This is a genomic window from Bradyrhizobium sp. URHC0002, from assembly GCF_054059515.1.
The window spans coordinates 1,929,874-1,944,754 of the sequence record NZ_JBSSCF010000001.1 but is presented as its reverse complement, the minus strand read 5'-3'; the positions used below and the strand labels follow the sequence as shown (position 1 = coordinate 1,944,754).

16 protein-coding genes and 1 other RNA gene are annotated in these 14,881 nt (G+C 62.6%); 8 read left to right on the top strand and 9 right to left on the bottom strand.

Annotated features, from left to right (window positions below; genetic code table 11):
• Nucleotides 1–21: 21 nt before the first annotated feature.
• Together ACVWVY_RS09220 and ACVWVY_RS09215 are read right to left on the bottom strand one after the other, a co-directional pair.
• Nucleotides 22–213: a hypothetical protein gene (locus tag ACVWVY_RS09220; protein ID WP_456626083.1), complete on the bottom strand. Its 192-nt coding sequence runs from the start codon at nt 211–213 to the stop codon at nt 22–24.
• Nucleotides 214–400: 187 nt separating this feature from the next.
• The gene (locus tag ACVWVY_RS09215; protein WP_456626082.1) at nt 401–871 is read right to left on the bottom strand and encodes a hypothetical protein; all 471 of its coding nucleotides are present in this window, start codon (nt 869–871) and stop codon (nt 401–403) included.
• Between the two features lie 288 nt (nt 872–1,159).
• Between ACVWVY_RS09215 and ACVWVY_RS09210 the strand changes: the two genes are divergently transcribed.
• Nucleotides 1,160–2,818 carry an FAD-binding dehydrogenase gene (locus ACVWVY_RS09210; protein ID WP_456626081.1) on the top strand — a complete coding sequence of 553 codons (1,659 nt, stop codon included), beginning with the start codon at nt 1,160–1,162 and terminating at the stop codon, nt 2,816–2,818.
• Between the two features lie 118 nt (nt 2,819–2,936).
• The gene (locus ACVWVY_RS09205) at nt 2,937–3,287 is read left to right on the top strand and encodes a RidA family protein (protein ID WP_456626080.1); all 351 of its coding nucleotides are present in this window, start codon (nt 2,937–2,939) and stop codon (nt 3,285–3,287) included.
• A gap of 66 nt (nt 3,288–3,353) precedes the next feature.
• Here ACVWVY_RS09205 and ACVWVY_RS09200 read toward each other — a convergent pair whose 3' ends face one another.
• The 3 genes from ACVWVY_RS09200 to ACVWVY_RS09190 all read right to left on the bottom strand — a co-directional run bounded on the left by ACVWVY_RS09200 (nt 3,354) and on the right by ACVWVY_RS09190 (nt 5,745).
• On the bottom strand, nt 3,354–4,211 hold the full coding sequence (locus ACVWVY_RS09200; RefSeq protein ID WP_456626079.1) for an alpha/beta fold hydrolase: 858 nt from the start codon (nt 4,209–4,211) through the stop codon (nt 3,354–3,356).
• Nucleotides 4,183–4,500, bottom strand: coding sequence for a hypothetical protein (locus ACVWVY_RS09195; protein WP_456626078.1), 318 nt, complete (start codon nt 4,498–4,500; stop codon nt 4,183–4,185). The genes ACVWVY_RS09200 and ACVWVY_RS09195 overlap by 29 nt, the downstream gene beginning before the upstream one ends.
• 180 nt (nt 4,501–4,680) lie before the next feature.
• Complete coding sequence (locus ACVWVY_RS09190) at nt 4,681–5,745, bottom strand: aromatic ring-hydroxylating dioxygenase subunit alpha (RefSeq protein ID WP_456626077.1); 1,065 nt, start codon at nt 5,743–5,745, stop codon at nt 4,681–4,683.
• 122 nt (nt 5,746–5,867) lie between these two features.
• On the opposite strand from ACVWVY_RS09190, the gene ACVWVY_RS09185 reads away from it, so the two are divergent.
• The 5 genes from ACVWVY_RS09185 to ACVWVY_RS09165 all read left to right on the top strand — a co-directional run bounded on the left by ACVWVY_RS09185 (nt 5,868) and on the right by ACVWVY_RS09165 (nt 9,038).
• Nucleotides 5,868–6,785: a LysR family transcriptional regulator gene (locus ACVWVY_RS09185; protein ID WP_456626076.1), complete on the top strand. Its 918-nt coding sequence runs from the start codon at nt 5,868–5,870 to the stop codon at nt 6,783–6,785.
• 102 nt (nt 6,786–6,887) lie between these two features.
• Complete coding sequence (locus tag ACVWVY_RS09180) at nt 6,888–7,250, top strand: nuclear transport factor 2 family protein (RefSeq protein WP_456626075.1); 363 nt, start codon at nt 6,888–6,890, stop codon at nt 7,248–7,250.
• A gap of 159 nt (nt 7,251–7,409) precedes the next feature.
• Nucleotides 7,410–8,096, top strand: a complete 687-nt coding sequence (locus ACVWVY_RS09175; protein ID WP_456626074.1) for an RNA polymerase sigma factor — start codon at nt 7,410–7,412, stop codon at nt 8,094–8,096.
• Nucleotides 8,097–8,187: 91 nt separating this feature from the next.
• Entirely contained in the window at nt 8,188–8,709 is a 522-nt protein-coding gene (locus ACVWVY_RS09170) for a DUF4142 domain-containing protein (protein WP_456626073.1), read from the top strand.
• 11 nt (nt 8,710–8,720) lie between these two features.
• Complete coding sequence (locus ACVWVY_RS09165; RefSeq protein ID WP_456626072.1) at nt 8,721–9,038, top strand: cupredoxin domain-containing protein; 318 nt, start codon at nt 8,721–8,723, stop codon at nt 9,036–9,038.
• A gap of 30 nt (nt 9,039–9,068) precedes the next feature.
• On the opposite strand, the gene ACVWVY_RS09160 is transcribed toward ACVWVY_RS09165, so the two are convergent.
• The 4 genes from ACVWVY_RS09160 to ACVWVY_RS09145 all read right to left on the bottom strand — a co-directional run bounded on the left by ACVWVY_RS09160 (nt 9,069) and on the right by ACVWVY_RS09145 (nt 12,717).
• Nucleotides 9,069–11,144 (bottom strand): methyl-accepting chemotaxis protein, encoded by a 2,076-nt coding sequence (locus ACVWVY_RS09160; RefSeq protein WP_456626071.1) that lies wholly within the window; start codon nt 11,142–11,144, stop codon nt 9,069–9,071.
• Nucleotides 11,145–11,260: 116 nt separating this feature from the next.
• Nucleotides 11,261–11,821 (bottom strand): hypothetical protein, encoded by a 561-nt coding sequence (locus ACVWVY_RS09155; protein ID WP_456626070.1) that lies wholly within the window; start codon nt 11,819–11,821, stop codon nt 11,261–11,263.
• A 119-nt stretch (nt 11,822–11,940) separates the two neighbouring features.
• Nucleotides 11,941–12,302, bottom strand: a transfer-messenger RNA (tmRNA) gene (gene ssrA, locus ACVWVY_RS09150).
• A gap of 46 nt (nt 12,303–12,348) precedes the next feature.
• The gene (locus ACVWVY_RS09145) at nt 12,349–12,717 is read right to left on the bottom strand and encodes a hypothetical protein (RefSeq protein ID WP_456626069.1); all 369 of its coding nucleotides are present in this window, start codon (nt 12,715–12,717) and stop codon (nt 12,349–12,351) included.
• A 729-nt stretch (nt 12,718–13,446) separates the two neighbouring features.
• Between ACVWVY_RS09145 and ACVWVY_RS09140 the strand changes: the two genes are divergently transcribed.
• Entirely contained in the window at nt 13,447–14,586 is a 1,140-nt protein-coding gene (locus ACVWVY_RS09140) for a hypothetical protein (RefSeq protein ID WP_456626068.1), read from the top strand.
• Nucleotides 14,587–14,881: the final 295 nt, after the last annotated feature.

Genomic DNA, 14,881 nt, shown 5'->3' with positions numbered 1-14,881 from the left:
ATCGATTTCCTTTACGCCGTATCAGAAGCAGGCCGAGACGCCGGCGGCGATCATCTCGAAAAACACCGCGGTGCCGTAATGGAACCACAATGCCGCCGCGCCGAGCACGGCCAGCGCGCCGAGGCCGGCAGCGCTCCCAACGATGATCGAGGCCACCCCGCCCCGAGGGGTCGCGGTCATTGTTCCGGCTTGGGTGGAGATCGGCTGAGCCATGCGTTTCAGATAGGGCTAGTTCCGGGGGCAGGCAAGCGGAATGGCCGCATCCGACATCACGTCATGCGGAGGGGCTAGCCAGGGAGAAGGCGCACGAAAAGTAAATGGCCGGGACATCTGCGCGAAGACGCGCTTCGCGCTTTAGGCCCGGCCACCACGTCACTTTCGGCGAAACGGCAGCCCCGGTTCAGCGCGATGCCGGCTTGTTGGTGGAGGCTTGCGCGTCGAGGTAGCAGGGCTTGTACATCGTCTGCAGCTGCTTGCCGCGCAGGAAGATCATGCGCTGGGTGAGGCCGCCGCGCGCCGCAATCCACTTCCGCACCGGAGGCGGATACATCGAATACAGCATGTGGGTGGCTTCGTTGTTGGTGACGGCGCGGCCATTGGCGCCGAAATCCCAGGCGGCATGAAAGCCGAGATTGGCGTGCGACGTCACGCAGATACGGTCATGGGGAACCGCGCCGAGCACAATGGTGCAGGCCGAGGCGCAGAGCCCGTCGATGATGACGGTTTCGCCCGAGGTGCGCACGCCTTGGTACTTGTCGACATAGGTGCCGATCCGGCCGCCGCGGTCGTCGGCAATCCGCACCACCGCCTGGCTCGCCCCTACCCCCGCCAGCAGCAGCACCGCCGCAAGCAACCCCGTCAGCAGCTTCATATCCCAGCCCCAGTCGAAGAATGTCGAAACCGAATCTGATCGTCTTAGTGATGCAAGACAGGATGTAGCGTCGTTTGAGATCGTGATTTTGTCTAGGCAGACGCAGCCCGTCAAAACAAATTCAAATCAAGTGTTGCCGGGCCGCTGCACCCTCCGCGCGAAAAGGTCCCAAACTGGAACAAGCGACTCTCGCCGAGGTGGCGACGCGGTCACAGGCAAGAGTCCGTTTGCCGTTGACCGCGTGCGAGGACGCAGGCTTGAATCATAAATGGCACGGGGGAAGAAACGATGACTGAGGTCACAGACGTAATCGTGGTCGGCGGTGGACTGGCGGGGCTGGTCGCAGCGACGGAGATCGCAGATGCCGGCAAACGCGTCATCGTCGTCGATCAGGAAGGCGAGCAAAGCCTTGGCGGACAAGCCTTTTGGTCGTTCGGCGGACTCTTCCTGGTGGACTCTCCCGAGCAGCGACGGCTCGGCATTAAGGATTCCTACGATCTCGCACTGCAAGACTGGCTGGGGACCGCGGGTTTCGACCGCGACGACGACCATTGGCCGAGGCGCTGGGCAGAGGCCTATGTCGGGTTCGCGGCCGGCGAGAAGCGCGACTGGCTGCGCGCGATGGGACACCGTATCTTTCCGGTGGTCGGCTGGGCCGAGCGCGGCGGCTATGACGCGATGGGCCACGGCAACTCGGTGCCGCGCTTTCACGTCACCTGGGGCACCGGCCCCGGTATCGTCGAGCCGTTCGAACGCCGCGCACGCGAAGCGCAAAAAAATGGCCGGTTAACGTTCAGGTTTCGCCACCGCGTCGACACACTCGTGATCACGAACGGCGCGGTTGAGGGCGTCAGTGGTTCGGTGCTCGAGCCTGACAGCGTCGAGCGCGGCAAGAGTTCGTCGCGCAAGGTGATCGGCGATTTCACGCTGCGCGCGCAGGCGGTGATCGTCGCCTCCGGTGGCATCGGCGGCAATCACGACATGGTCCGGCAGAACTGGCCGAAGCGGCTGGGCGAGCCGCCGAAATTCATGATCTCCGGCGTGCCCGAACATGTCGACGGTCGCATGATTGGCATCACCGAGGCCGCAGGCGCGCGGCTGATCAACCGCGACCGGATGTGGCATTACGTCGAGGGCATCCGAAACTGGAATCCGATCTGGCCACGCCACGGCATCCGCATCCTGCCCGGCCCGTCCTCGATGTGGTTCGACGCCACGGGCAAGCGGCTGCCCGCGCCGCTATTCCCCGGCTCCGACACACTCGGGCAACTGCACTACATCATGACGACCGGCTACGATTATTCCTGGTTCATCCTGACCCAGAGCATCATCAAGAAGGAATTTGCGCTCTCCGGCTCCGAGCAGAACCCCGACCTCACGGGAAAAAGCTGGCGCATGACGATCAAGCGCGCCACCAACAAAGGGGCACCCGCGCCGGTGGAAGCGTTCAAGAAGAACGGCGCGGATTTCATCGTGCGCGATAATCTCGCCGATCTCGTCAGCGCGATGAATGCGCTGTCCGGCGACAATCTGCTGCAGCACGATTCCCTCAAGGCGCAGATCGAGGCACGCGACCGCGAGATGTCAAACCCGTATGTCAAGGACGCGCAGGTGATGAACATCCACAATGCGCGGCGATATATCGGCGACAAATTGATCCGCACCGCCAGGCCGCACCGGATTCTCGATCCCGAGTACGGCCCGCTGATCGCGGTCAAACTCAACATCCTGACGCGCAAGACGCTGGGCGGATTCGAGACCGATCTCGACTCGCGCGTGTTCGGCATGGGCGGCGAGATCATCCGGGGACTTTATGCCGCAGGCGAAGCGGCAGGCTTCGGCGGCGGCGGCGTGCACGGCTACCGTTCGCTGGAAGGCACTTTTCTCGGCGGCTGCCTGTTCTCGGGCAGGAATGCGGGGCGCGCAGCGGCGAAGGCGGCGGGATGATTCATTTTCTCGCCTATGCCCGGGCACGACAGCTCCCTCCAAGTCCAATGCAAATAACGCAGTAGCCCTTGAGACCTGAGCGCGCTAAGAAGCCGCCGCCCCTTATCAGGAGAAAAACATGACCATCCAGCGCTTCGAAACCGGACCTCGCATGAGCCAGGTCGTCGTCCACGGCAACACCGTCTATCTCGCGGGCGTCGTCGCCGGCAAGGCCGCCGGCAAGGGCGTGACCGAGCAGACGCAGGACATTCTCGCGATCATCGACGGCCATCTCGCCAAGGCCGGCACCGACAAGTCGAAGCTGCTGTCGGCCACGATCTACATCACCGACATGAAGACATTTCCCGAAATGAACGCGGCGTGGGACGGCTGGGTGTCGGCCGGCAACACGCCGGCGCGCGCCACCGTCGAGGCCAAGCTCGCCGCGCCCCAGTACAATGTCGAGATCATGGTGGTCGCGGCGAAGTAAGGCCACCTACCGCAAAGAGTCTCGCCCCGGATTGCACGCGCAGTCCGGGGCATTTTTATTTGCATCTCAGGCGCTGATCCTGGCGCCGGCGGCATCGCCGATGTCGGCCTGAAGCCACCGGGCGACCCGGCGCCAGGAATGGCTTAAGGCGTCGCGCCCCATGAAAAGGCTGAGGTGACCGCACGGCTCGCAGGCCCGTTCCAGCCACGCCGGCCGCGTGCCCAGCAGTGGTGCGGTGGCAAACGCCTGATCGCGCGGGACCACGATGTCGTCGGCCCCCGCCAGCAGGAAGACGGGCACGCGCACCTCGGCGAGATCGATCCTGCGCCCGAGCGCGACGAAGCGGCCTTCCGCGATCAGGTTTTGCCGGAAAACCCGGTCGGTCACCTCGAGATAATAGGTCCCCGGCAGATCCAACGTCGCACGGTCCCAGCGCTCGAAACGATCCAGCAGCCGCGCGGCCTCGTCCGATCCGTCGCCGAGATTCCTTTGCAGCGTGGTTTCAATGTCCTGCAGGTTGAACGGAATGTTCCAGAGCTTAAGCATGTGCTCGCCGCTGACGACGCCGTCGCCCTGCTGCACCATCTGCTCGAAAGCCGGCTGCGGAACTGCGGCCACCATCTTCGAGAGTTCTGACGGCGTGGAGACATCGACAGGCGCGCCGGCAAGCACGAGGCGCCGCACCTTGCCGGGAAAACGGGCGGCATAGACCAGCGACAGCCATCCGCCCTGGCATAGGCCGACAAGATCGACCGGCGCGCCGATCTCATCGATGGCGACATTGAGCTCGGCGAGATAATTGTCGATCGACAGATAGCGCATGTCGGGCACAGCCGAGCGCCAGTCCGGGACGTAGATCCGGTTCACGCCGCCTTTTTGCAGCGCCTCCACCAGGCTATGACGCGGCGCGAAGTCCGCAATCACCGCGCCGTGCAGCGCATAGGGCGCGCAGACGAGAACCCGGCGGCTGAGTCCTATTCCCGCGCGAAAACTCCCGCAATCGCATCGTCGGAAGTTGCAGCACCACCGCGTTTGGCGTGGTCCAGGCCAGCGGCTCCTGGTCCGGCGCGCGGGAAGGCGCGGGCTTCTGATCGGCGAACCATTGCGTGTAGCTGTGCAGCGCCAACTTCGTGGCTTCCAGCGGCCACAGCCAGACCTGCTGCGTCCAGTCGGCGCCCGCATACGGCTCCGGCGGCCTTGTTTTCTCTGTCATGCCCGTTCACCGATTGATCGTCCCACATAATGTGGATGGCAAGGGCCAAGCTTTGACTCTGATCAAGAACCAAACGAGATCGAGGTCATGCTTTTACGCCAAAGCTGGTGCAGGCCCCAGTTCAATCATTGGTCATGCCATCGCGACGGCGGGTAACGCGGCCACGGCCGCGCCGTTCCCCTATGCGGCCTGCGCCGTGTTCCCCTCCGCCTCGATCCGCCGCGCCAGCACCCAGCGGAAATAGGTCAGCGCGGCATCCGCACCGATGGCGAGCAACTTATAGTTCGGATCGGCGTCGAACACCTTTTGCTGCGCCTCGATGATCGCGAGGTCCTCGTGAAAAGCCTCTTCGAGGCTGTTGCGCAGCGACAGCGCGATGTTCGGGTTGTCGAGGTCGAAATCGTGCAGATAGTTCCAGAAGAAATGCGTGGTGCTGCGCGTCTCCGGCGTCATGAACTGTGCGTTGCGATATTGCCGCGTGCCCGGCACCTGAACACCTTTTTCCGCGCCCTGGCCGGCCGGCGCGAACATGGTGTCGAGCAGGAAGATGCCGGGAACGATCATGCGGCCGATATTGCGGCGATCGATCTTGTCGGTCTTGTTCGAGATCACCTTGCAATGATAGGGCGGCGGATCGGCGCTCATGTGCCAGCGCTCGACGCGAAAACCGTCGTCGAGTTTTTCGATCGCGACCGGCTTGGTCTTGTAGGCGTATTCCTCGGAGCCGCCGAGCGTATGGGTATGCACGAAGGCGAGATGGGCGAAGTCGCTGAGGTTATCGACGATCAACAGCCAGTTGGCCTTGTAGTGCATGTAACCGGGCAAGCCCCGCCATTTGGGATCGGCGAGCGGCGGATAATCCACGATCAGGTTCGGATCGGCCTTTTCGATATCGCCCATCCAGATCCAGATCAGATTGTAGCGTTCGACCACGGGATAGCTGCGCACGCCGAGCTTGGGCGGGATCATGTCCTGGCCGGGGATCTGGATGCACCTGCCGCCGGGCTCGAACTTCATTCCGTGATACATGCAGCGGATATCGTCGCCTTCGATCCGGCCCATCGAGAGCGGCGCCGCGCGATGGCAACAGCGGTCGTCGAGGGCGACGACCTTGCCGCTGGCGCCGCGATAGATCACCACGGGCCGTTCGAGGATGGTGCGGGCGAGTTTTCGGCCGTCGATCAGCTCGTGATTCCAAGCCGCGACATACCAGGAATTGCGCAGAAAGATTCCGTCATCCGACATGCCGCTTCTCCCTCTGTTTTTGCGAACCGCGCTGCTTTTGTGCCATCTTCTAGGGCATCGGCATTTCGGCGGATATCCGGATTTCCTGGACACACCGTCCCGCCACATGGACGATGGCCGCGATGGACTGGCGCGATTGGGAGCTGTTTTGCGAGGTTGTGCAGCATGGCGGCTTTAGCGCCGCCGCGCGCGTGCTCGGGCATCCCAAGTCGAGCCTCAGTGCTGCAGTGCAGCGGCTGGAAGCCAATCTGGGCTTAAGGCTGATCGAGCGCTCCACGCGTCATTTGCGGCTGACGGACGCCGGCGACACCGTCTATCAGCGGGTGCGGCCGCTGTTCATTGCGCTGCACGATACCCATGGCGAGGCGCTGGCGATGAGCAGCGCCGTCGCAGGCACGCTGCGCATCAAGTCGCCTTACGAGTTCGGCGCCCACCATGCAGGGCCCGTCGCGATAGAACTGATGGACCGCTATCCTGAACTCACCATCCGGATCGATGTCGAACACGAGATCGTCAATCCCGTCGCCGAAAATTACGACATCGTGTTCGCGATGCTGGAGCAGCCCTTGCCCTCGACGGGAATTGTGATCCGCAGGGTTTCCTCACTCGAACGCGGCCTGTACGCGGCGCCGGCGCTGTTGGAAAAATTCGGCGAGCCCCGCACGCTGGAAGAGCTTGCCCGCCTTCCGATGCTGACCGGCCCCAATGACGCGCCCTGGGCGCTGACGACGCCGGCCGGCATCACCGAGCATCTCACGGTTCAGAAGGCGCGGCTGGTGAGTTCGAATGCGGACATCCGGCTGCAGGCGGCACTCGCCGGGCTCGGCGTGTTGCGGGTGACGGCGAGCTTTACCAGAGCGGCGGAGGAAGCCGGGTTGCTGCGGCGGATCCTCACCGATCACGCCTGCGAACCGCTCAACGTTCATGCGCTGCTGCCGGCCCGCCAGTTCGTTCCCGCAAAAGTGCGCTGCTTCCTCGATGCACTCGATGCCCACGGCCGGGGCGGCGGAAAATCCTCGACCTCCGAGGTCAATCCTTGACCTCCGAGGTCAATCTTTGACCTCCGAGGTAATCGATCAGCCCGGGCGAACCTTCGATAGTGCGTTCAGCCGATCCATCCGGCGCCATCGAAGGAGAGCAACATGACCGATCACAAGACCGTTGCGAGCCGCTACATCGATTTGTGGAACGAGCGGACCCCAAGCCGCCGTCGCGAAATTCTCAGCCAGAACTGGACCAGCGATGCCCGATATGTCGACCCGTTGATGTCGGGCGACGGCCACGACGGCGTCGATGCGCTTGTCGCCGGCGTGCAGCAGCGCTTTCCGGACTTCAAGTTCAGGCTGATCGGCGAACCCAATGGGTTTGGCGACCACGTCCGCTTCTCCTGGGGGCTCGGCCCTGACGGCGGCGACAGCCCGATCAAGGGAACGGATTTCGCCGTGCTCAGCGAAGGCCGCATCCGCAGCATCACCGGGTTCCTCGACCAGGTGCCGGCGGCGTAACGGCTGCGCAGGGTGGGTTAGCCGAAGGCGTAACCCACACCCGCGGCAAAGAAATCGGTGGGTTACGGCTTCGCCTGACCCACCCACGACGCAAAATATTTCGGGAACCTATTTCCCTCTGCCGCATCCAACCCCAATACCCTGTTATTGGTGGACATCATGCGCCAGGCCCACATACCGCAAATCGCGCCCGTCGAATCCGGCGATACCGAGCTGGTGCGGCGGGCGCTGTCCCGCGACGAGACCGCGGTTCGCGCCATCATGCAGGCGAACAACCGCAGGCTCTATCGCCTTGCCCGCGGCATCCTGCGCAACGAAAGCGAGGCCGAGGACGTGGTGCAGGAAGCCTATGTCCGCGCCTTCACCCATCTGGAGAGTTTTCGCGGCGATTCCAGCCTGTCGACCTGGCTGTCGCGGATCGCCATGAACGAGGCGCTTGGCCGGCTGCGCCGCCGGCGGCCCGCCGTGGAGCTGGATGCGCTGCCACAAAGCGCGCTCGAAGCGGAGATCATCCAGTTCCCCCTCTCTGCCGCCGCCGATCCGGAAAAATCCATGGCCCAACGTGAAATTCAAGCCGTCGTCGAACACGCCATCGATGAACTGCCGGAGGCGTTTCGCCTCGTCTTCATCACCCGCGTGATCGAGGGCATGAATGTGGAAGAGACCGCCGAAATTCTCTCGCTCAAGCCCGAGACCGTGAAGAGCCGGCTGCACCGCGCCCGCAATATGCTGCGCGACAATGTCGAGAGGAAGATCGGCCCGGTGGTGATGGAGGCATTTCCCTTTGCCGGCAAGCGCTGCGAGCGGCTGACGGACACGGTGCTGAAGCGGCTGGGTTTCGCTTAATTTTTCCGGGGACCTCTGCACGCCAAGACCATCCAACTCCTGTGCATCAACAACCCGCGGCATTAGTTCCGCGCCACAGGAGTGTCAGACCATGTTCGTTCGATTGAGCGCGGCGATCGCCGCACTAAGCCTGTTGACCGGCCCCACGCTGGCGCAAGGCGCAAAGCCCACCGACCCCCAGATCGCGCATATCGCCTACACCGCAGGCGTCATCGACATCGCCGCCGCCAAGCAGGCGATCGGAAAAGCCGGCAACAAGGACGTCAAGGCATTCGCGCAGGACATGGTGCGCGACCATGAGGCCGTGAACAAGCAGGCGCTCGACCTCGTCAAAAAGCTGAAGGTGACGCCGGAGGACAACGACACCAGCAAGACGCTGTCGAAGCAAGCCACTGAGAAGCTCGCCGAACTCTCCAAGCTGAAGGGCGCCGACTACGACAAGGCCTATGTCGCCAACGAGGTCGCCTACCACAAGGCCGTCAACGGCGCGCTGGAGACACAGCTGATTCCGTCGGCCAGCAACGCCGAGTTGAAGAGCCTGCTGCAGACCGGCCTGAAGATTTTTCAGGGCCACCAGCAGCACGCCGAACAAGTCGCCGCCAAGCTGAAGTAAAGGAGTCCGCGATGCGTTCGGGACGCTATCTGCCAGTTATGGCCCTGGTGTTCGGCGCGATAGCCGTCCCGGCGCAGGCGGCGACGATCCAGATCACGATGACGGATCTGGTGTTCGCGCCATCCGAGGTTTCAGCCAGGGTCGGCGACACCGTCGAATGGATCAACAAGGATGTGTTTGCGCACACCGCGACCGCACGCAACGGCGATTTCGACGTGAACATAGCGCCGAAGAAGACCGCGACCTCCGTCCTGAAGAAAGCCGGCACGGTGGAGTATTACTGCCGCTTCCATCCGAACATGAAGGCCGTGCTGACGATCGCGCCTTAGCAGCGTCCGCGTTTGCGATGGCGAGGCGGCTCAGGCCGCCCGCACCGAACTGAGGAACTTGCCGACCTCGCGCCTGAGCCGGTCGCTTTCGCCGGACAAGGACTTGGCCGCGCCGAGCACCTGGGCCGAGGCGGACCCGGTCTCGCTGGCGCCGCGCTGCACGTCGGCGATGTTGGAGGAAACCTGCTGCGTACCGTGCGCGGCCTGCTGCACGTTGCGGGAAATTTCCTGGGTCGCCGCGCCCTGCTCCTCGACCGCGGCCGCGATGGTGGAGGCGATCTCCGACATCCGTCCGATGGTGTCGCCGATCTCCTTGATGGCCGCGACCGATTCCTGGGTCGCCGCCTGGATGCCCGATATCTGCTGGCTGATCTCGCCGGTCGCTTTAGCCGTCTGTTCGGCCAGCGCCTTCACTTCGGACGCCACCACGGCAAAGCCGCGCCCGGCTTCACCGGCCCGCGCCGCCTCGATGGTGGCATTGAGCGCCAGCAGGTTGGTCTGGCCGGCGATGGTGTTGATCAGCTCCACCACGTCGCCGATCCGGGCGGCGGCCTTGGCGAGTTCGGCCACGCGGTCGTTGGTCTTCTGCGCCTGCTCCACCGCCTCACCGGCGATCCGCGCCGAGCCCTGGACCTGACGGCTGATCTCGTTGACCGACGACGCCATCTCTTCGGTGGCGGATGCGACCGATTGCACATTGGTGGAGGCTTCCTCGGACGCCGCCGCAACCGTGGTGGCAAGCTCCTCCGAACGCTCGGCGGTTGCCGTCAACGTGCCGGCCGAGGCTTCCAGCTCGGTCGAGGCCGACGACACGACCTCGACGATCTGGCCGATCATCGCCTCGAAATCGCCGGTGATCCGGTCGACGCGCTGGCCGCGCTGGATCTTTGCATCCGCTTCGACCGCGGCGGCCTCGTCGGCAGCCTTCTTGGCGATAAGGGCGTCCTTGAAAACCTGCAGCGAGCCGGCCATGGCGCCGATTTCATCGGCACGCGCGGCGGTCGGGATCGTGACGTCATGCCGGCCGGCGGCGAGATCGCCGACCACGCCGGTCAAGGACGCCAACGGGATGATCATGCGACGGCGCAACATCACGGTAACACCCGCGAGCACGCCGAGCAGCGCCACGACGGCAAGGCCGGCCAGCGCCAGCATGGTCAGGGCGGTATCACGCGCGGCGCCCACGCGTTGTTCCGCTTCCGCCAGCGCGGCATCGCGCACAGCGAAGAAGGCCTGCACCGCCGGCACGATTGTGCCGGCGAGTTGATTCTCGTTGATGGCGTAGTTGCCATCGGCGCGTCCGGCCGCGATCTCTTTTTCGAGCCACGGCGCGACTTTCCCGAAATAGCCTTCGACGGCGTCGTTCATCGCTTTCGCAATACGCGGCGGGCTGCCGATCTGGTCCACACCAGCCTCGATCCGCTCGCGATCGAGATCGACGCGGCCCTGGGCGCGATCGGTGACGGATATTTCAGCCGCCGTCAGCGGACGGCGCGTGCTGATCGCAAGTGATACCGCAGCAGCCCGGCCGCCGGCCGAGATCCGCAGATCCTGCGACGTGCGCGCGACATTCAACAGCGCCGTCAACGACGCGTCCGCCGTCGCCACCTGATTTTCGAGCCGGTTCAACAGCGGCTCGAGAATCCCGACAACCGCGGCAATGCCGGGCAGGAAGCCTTTCATCGCCGCCGTATCGCGCGCGCTCATCGGCAGCGCCATCGCGCGATCGCTCGCTGTGCGAACCTCGGCCAGTTTCGCGGCCGCCTGATTGAGACCCTGGACGATCGCCGCCCCATCGCTGAGCGCGCCGACGGCGGTCCGTGCTTTCGCGAATGCTGCATCTGCCGCCTGCCCGGCCTTCGCGGCTGTCTCCATCTGCGCGGGCGTCGCGGCCGATTCCTGGAACAGCGGTCCGACATAGGGCGCCCGGTAGCCGGCAACCTGCTGGCCAACCGCCAGCACCGTGCCGTAGGCCTGCACCGCCTTGATCGCCTCGGTCTTGCTGACAAAGGTCAGGTACTGCGGGACAAGCACACCGGCGCCAAGGACGACCGTCAGGACAGTCACCGAAAGCATCGATACCGCAAAGAGCCGACCGATCCGCATGTTGTGATTCCGTTGCGTGAGGGAGCATCCAACGTATGCGGCACTCGGCTAAGGCAGCCTTAATGCAGGCTTAAATGCAGGCCGGTAGAACTACGGGGGCACGCGGCGCCGGCCCGTCAGGACCGCAGCGCCGTCACCAGCCGCAGAGCAACCGCCGCCTGCCAGACTGGATAGAGGAACGAGACCTGGTCGAGGCCGAGCGCATTGTCGAGCGCCAGCAGCGCGCCGGCGAGCGTCCCCGTGATCAGCATCGACCACCACGCAGCAGAAGTGCGCGGCCCCGCCGGCAGCAAGCCGATCCCCAGCGCCATCACGCCCGCACCGACCAGCCCGCCGGTCAATCCGGCGAGCAGATAGCGCATGACCGTGGCAGCGCCCGTGGTCTGTCCCTCGATAAAGATCGCCGCGTTCACCGCGCAGACGAACGCGACCATGGTGATGATCGCGGCAAGCCCCGCTGCCCAAAGCGGATTGGCGCTGAAGCGTCGCACCAGGATGAAGGTGAGCACGGCGAACGGCACCGCGATCAGCGCAATGCGAAGCTGGCCGGGCAAGCCGACGATATGGTCGATCAGCGCCGGCAACAGCGGCGTGAGGATGCCGGAGATGAGGCCGCCGGCGGCGACCATCAGGAGATTATTGCGGGAGGTGTCGGTGGAAGTGATCGCCTGGGTCACGCGCACTCCTCTTTCGCGACACGCCCCACATCTAGCACGGCAGCGACGGAAATTGAAGGCAACGGGCGCGGCGTGAGCCGGGCCACAAATAAAAGCCGCGCCAACCCGAAGGTTGACGCGGCGATGGCCGTTCTGTTGCCAGGTGGACCAACCCCGAACAGGTTACGCCGCGAGGCGCACTTCGTTCAATGCAACGTTATCGTTTGCATTTAGGTTTTTGACCCGATAACGGCGGTATCATGCCGAGCACAATTCAGAGCTTCTTTGCGACCATCGATCCTGGTTCGCCCCCGCCCTAGCAGCCCTGGGATTCGGCCTTTCGGCAGAATCGATCTCACCGAAATGAGACCTTTAAGCTCAAGCTGCTAAGGTGGAGGCGCCGGGTACTGCCCCCGGGTCTGCCCGCAGTCCACTCTAAGGTTCAGCGCCATCGTCTTGCGACGAAGCGACCCTACGCGGGATCGCTCGCGAAAGATAGGCTTCTGTTGCCCACAGTCAGCGGTCGGGTTAACGACGGGTCTGACGCGTCACAATCCACCCTTCGGCACGAAGAAGCAGAGTTCCGTTCCGGTGTGCTTGTTGATGAACAGCACGGGCAGATGGTCCGGCGTATCCTCTTCCTTGATGATGTCGGGCGGGACGGTTCTCCACTGTCCATCCTTCAGGTATTGCCACTGGTCCGAGCGATCTTCAGCCACCCTGAAGCGGGTCTTGAAGACGTCGCCGTTGTCGCAACACGATTTCCAGGGGACGCCGAGCCGCTTCCGTGCGGCCGGATTCATTTCCTGCGCGTTGAACCACTCGTGGTGCTCCATCGACGGATCGTGAGCGTCAACGCGAAAGCACACCAGAAGAAGAACACCGAACACCGTCAGTACGCGACCGAACGCTTTCATGGCAGCCTCCATTGTGGACTGACATCAATTCGCGAATCACACGAACTCCCGGTAACTAAGGAGGCCAGATTCCAAAAAAATTGGGAGCCTCTTTTCTGAGCGACTGTATTTTTTTAGCGAGCTGTTGCTTTCCCGTTCGTGCGGAACCAAGTCGATGTTCCTACTGGTGCAGCGAAGAAACTCTCGGCGTTCTTCGTCAGCGCATCGGTTGACCGTCAAGCGAACTGCTTCACCGTAGTAACACGGGGAAGACTGAAATGCGGACAGCACTCATCGTCGCAATCACGCTTGCATTTGCGATTGACGCACAGGCGCAAACGAGGGCGGACCGGTTCCCATCGCGCGGATCGTTACAGGCCGCCGCCAATGTGCGCGTTGAAACACAGGCACGAGTGTGAGGCGCACGCGACCCCATCTCCGGCATCCGTATTAATGCGGGCGATGCGGCGCGGTTCTGCAATAGACAATGGTCGAGGCGATGAACCCGATGCAGGGATAGGGATGGGCCAGGGAGTGGAGCGGGCGATAAGGAAGCGCCTCTCAGATGCAGCTTGGGAAGGTTTAACCCACGTTCGATTTTGCCTGCATATTTCCGATTTGGTTACTTTGACAACGTTTTGGGGCATTTCGAGTGAGACGTCATATGGCGACGTGAGGAAGGCTCTTCTACATTGATCGCTGCTCGCGGCGCCCGCTTTTTCTCGTCGCACCTGGCCACACATGAAAGTCTTGCGCCGTCTTTTTCTGGGTGTTGCGACAGCCGTCGGCGCGTTCGTTCTCGCGCTTCTGTGTCTGTCGATCGTCGCATCCATCAGGTTTTACAGCGGCCGCGATCAGGCGATTTCCGAAAGATCTGCCGCGACTGGCTCCGAGGCACATCTAAAGATTTCGGACGCCGAACGACAGAGCATCGCGGCAGAACATCCAGCGTACTACAGTAGAAGAAAGGAACAGACCTATCTGACGCTCGCGGAGTGGACGCAGGTCTATAGCTACAACGAGTTTGGAGACTTTCTCGCAAGCGGCGGGCGGCAAACAGACTTTCCGTTCGTATCCGCGATCCGGGGTTTCTGGAGTTGCTATTTCCTGTCGCTCGACAAGAGCAAGAGCGAGGAATTCAACTGGCCGTACAATTTTGTTTCATGGGTCATCGGCATCAACCTGACCGTCGAGTACGGCGTAAAATTCGCATACGAGAATACGGTTGGCCGTCTCACGCAATCAATAGCGGGAAGCGATACCGAAGCCGATCGCTTCATTGCCAAATCCTGGAGCAACTACGCAAAGACGCTGTATCAGACCACCTGGTACCACTACCCGTACTTTGCCGATATGCAGGAGATCTGGCGGGAAACCGCGCTGTTCGATCACCGGTTCGTGCGAAACGCCGAGCGAAAGATCGCGCTCTCGGTGTCGTACCTGATCAAGGGCTCATATGCCCAGCTATGGCTTCTGAGTGCGGAGCAAAAGGAAAATCAGACATTCAGCGTCGTGCATGCCGAGAACCGCAAGTCCCTGGACGGCGCCGGCGTAAGGATATTGAAGGAATTGGGCGGCAACAGCTTCCTGATCGAAACGGAAAGATATGATGGCTTCAAGGCAACGCTTTTGAAATTGCTCGACAGCAACGTGACCTTCGTTGAAATCATGGGGCACGAGACGATTGCGCTTGGATATCTCTCAAGAAGCACCGAGGCGCCATTCTCAAATTCCGCGTCAGTTGAAACAATCGATCGGCGCGAGCTGTTTTTCCATCCGGATGGATACAGATATCGGGTGACGTTGGAGGCGCACGTGGATGGCTTGAGAGAGACGCTGCGCCGGATCAAAGCGAGTGGCTCGCGATTCGAAATGATCTATGATTTCTGAGGAGCGCCTCGCAGGGGCCTTGAGTAAGCCCCAACAGAGCCCATTGCGGCAGGCTTGGAGCGGGCGAAGGGAATCGAACCCTCGTATGCAGCTTGGGAAACACGCGTTCACGCGCGTATTTTCAATACCTTACGAGAAAATTGGCTCCGATTTTGCTCCAACTTTGCGGCGAACGGCGGGGACGACGCGATTGCGCTTCCGAACCGTGACTAGAGAAGTGAGCCGATGTTCACCAAAGTTGACGACTTGCAATTTTATCTGCCTGAGACGGAATGAGCGGCGCGCAGCAACCAAC